The 2,727-nt window shown below is 47.3% G+C and carries 2 protein-coding genes and 2 pseudogenes; 2 read left to right on the top strand and 2 right to left on the bottom strand.

Annotation, left to right across the window (positions count from 1 at the left end):
• Both Q5Y71_RS16565 and Q5Y71_RS16560 read left to right on the top strand, forming a co-directional pair.
• A partial coding sequence (locus Q5Y71_RS16565; protein ID WP_306043188.1) for a hypothetical protein occupies window positions 1–427 on the top strand: 427 nt, incomplete at its 5' end.
• 133 nt (window positions 428–560) lie between these two features.
• Window positions 561–728, top strand: a pseudogene (locus tag Q5Y71_RS16560) (transposase); the annotation flags it as partial.
• A gap of 375 nt (window positions 729–1,103) precedes the next feature.
• Here the strand turns inward: Q5Y71_RS16560 and csrA are convergent.
• Together csrA and Q5Y71_RS17705 are read right to left on the bottom strand one after the other, a co-directional pair.
• Window positions 1,104–1,328, bottom strand: coding sequence for a carbon storage regulator CsrA (gene csrA, locus Q5Y71_RS16555; RefSeq protein ID WP_306043187.1), 225 nt, complete (start codon window positions 1,326–1,328; stop codon window positions 1,104–1,106).
• A gap of 555 nt (window positions 1,329–1,883) precedes the next feature.
• A pseudogene (locus Q5Y71_RS17705) lies at window positions 1,884–2,101 on the bottom strand (hypothetical protein); the annotation flags it as partial.
• Between the last annotated feature and the right edge of the window lie 626 nt (window positions 2,102–2,727).

The following is a 2,727-nucleotide window of genomic DNA, read 5'->3' as shown; positions in this document are numbered from 1 at the left end:
TTATATTTTTCGAATTTGCTTATTTTTTAGCATTTCAACAGCTTGTTTTTTGCTTTTTTACTATCCTTCTATTGTACCTGAAGCTTGGTTCTTGTCATTTTCTTTTGCTATTTTAGTTGTTTTAATTTCTTCTGCGATCAGAGCCTGCATATTCAGCAATGCTTCATTTAATCTGCTTTGGAACAAATATAAAATAGTTTCTGTATTTTTTCTATGTATTTATGGAATAGCAATTTCACTTCTTTTTATATATATTTATCTTAAATTGACATTTGACTGCAATTTAGTTACCCCCAAAGAATTTAGGGCCTTATGTGAACCTTCAAAAATTCTTGTGCCTCTTTTAATTAGTGCGGAAATTTGGCTCATAAATAGTATTTTTGTGGAAATTGCAGTTTGGCTAACTTACGCTAAGATGCGCAAGTAAAATAATGGGGTCGAAATAGAATGGTACCTGCTTAAGCGCAAGCTATTGAAATAATTAAAGAAAGATGACCGACTCGGTGGTAGGCTTCAAATGTATTAGGGCCTGTTCACACTAAATCCTGTATAATCCCTTCATGGAAATTACAGCGCAACAATACAAAATTATCGAAGATTTCCTGCCCCTCCAGCGCGGCAACGTGAAAATATCCAACTTACAAGTGCTGAATGCCATTCTTTACATAGCCGAGCATGGTTGCAAATGGCGAGGTCTGCCGAAGAAATTCGGCCGTTGGCACAGCGTTGAATCACCCCGGGTTTCCCGGAGTCCAACGTTCATGAGAGAACCAGCCAATGAACAAACGACCTGGATACTCCCTCGTAAGTACGGGGACACGCAGTTCGCATGAGGTTGACCAGCGAGCATCGGTCTCGCTGGGCAGCGATCGCAGCTATTGCTTCCAGGATCGGCTGTACACCTGAGACACTGCAATCGCGGGTCAGCAAGAGGCAAGTCGGCAAGGGTACTAAGCCGGGCACGCAGCCTGCCTTAATATGCTGACGCAGGTCGAGCAAAAGACCATGCGCCCCCGAAAACATAGGCTACCCGGATGCCCGCGGTGGAAGCTTTCTGGCCTTTGCTGCGACTGGGGTTGCGGGCCCACAGGGAAGATTCCGGTCTATGGCAGACCCTCCCCACGGGGAGAAGCCACTGCCAAAGGCTTTCCATTGTCCCGCGCCCGCTCCTTTTGGATGCGCAGATACACCTCTTCCCGGTGTACCGGCAGGGATTTCGGGGCCTTGATACCCACCCTGACCTGATTACCCGTAATTTCCAATACTATGACGGAGACATTTTTTCCAATTCTGAGATTCTCGCCTGGCCGGCGTTTTAGAACCAACATAAGCCTTTCCCTCCGGTTTGCAAATTCCGGGCTGACTTTTTGTGATGGGAATACCCGGGGTGTAATGGTTGAAGGAAATACAAGGCGGGGCGCGGGAACGGTAGGCGGTAAAGCAGAACTGCCGCACGCAACGCCCCCAGGGCCTGGGGAACCGCGCCAAGTGCCTGAAGGGGCTCCGCTTTATTGAAGACGAGCGGGTTTCTAGCGTATTATCCATACAGCCATTTTGATAGTCATGTTATCAATTTGGTTAGCTGGCCCTCTGGTGGTTGCACACCTTGGGTCAGCGCCTTTTACTTACGCTTAGGCCACGTTACCGTTCTCCTGTTGAAGGGAAGGGATTTTAGAAAATGCCCGGGCAGTTTGAACCGCTTGCGCTATTGGTTCGCAAAAACCGGTCCAAATACTGACAGAAACCTTTGGATTCTACGCCGCTTTGACACGAAAGAAAACGGAATGCAATTCAATAAGATCATTTTGATGCCTATATTTCTAAGCGCAAGTGCCCGGAAAAACCGCAATGCCCTTTTAAAAAGGGCCGGTGACACTGGCCCGCTATACCACCCCTGCGTTTCCGCAACACATAGACGGCCATAGGAAGGCACAAGCGGGCCGCTGAGTTTGTCGAAACGTGAGGCATTCGTGCGGTCGTGCTTCAAGCGTGCAACCGCATTCTCAACCAGAGGCCGATTTTTGTAGAGTTCCCTGTTCAAATCCGCGTTGCCTTCCACGAAACTGCGCACTCCGGGAATCCCTGCCTTGGCACCCTGTTGCGCTTAGGGTAACGTCCATCCACGAAAACCCATTCCATATCCGGATTTATAACCAGTGCTTAAAACAATATTGTCTGTCACTTACCTGGCGGGAACCAGGCATTGCAGCGCCCATACAGCTTACCTTAACCCCCGAAGCCCTTTGGCAGACTTCCCTATGGGCAATTGGTACGCATTGGATAGGGCATGCCCATAGCGGTCATACAGAAACCAGGTTGTTATATCGTAAAAATTCTCCCACAACTTTGATGACTATGGATCACTGAATATTCATCCGGACATTGCAAGCTTGCTTTATGGTTATGCTGGAACCTCAATGAGGTGCGCTTATTCTTATCAATCCATAGGCCACATCCAAACAGGAACAGCCCTTAGGGCCATATTTCAGTACGAACTCCATCTGCTACGGTATTTTTTAAACAACCCACTATCATTATGCTGGGGAAAACCTATGGGGGAGATGAAGTAAGGTAGCTGGTACTTAATCTGAGTAAGATGACAGTTGTGCCCCTAAGATTCATCGATTGGCGCCGTGGCAATTTGATAAGGAGATGCACAAAAAGCAGAATGCAATAGAACGTTTGTTCCAGCGACTGCCGAGTTAATCATCCACGTAGCTGTTACTT

The sequence above is a fragment of the Microbulbifer sp. 2205BS26-8 genome, from assembly GCF_030731025.1.
GTDB lineage: Bacteria > Pseudomonadota > Gammaproteobacteria > Pseudomonadales > Cellvibrionaceae > Microbulbifer > Microbulbifer spongiae.
This window is presented reverse-complemented; position numbering and strand designations above follow the sequence as displayed.

What these genes read in the sequence shown, in the direction of transcription:
- csrA (WP_306043187.1), bottom strand. Translation starts at nt 1,328, where the DNA reads ATGTTGGTTCTAAAACGCCGGCCAGGCGAGAATCTCAGAATTGGAAAA.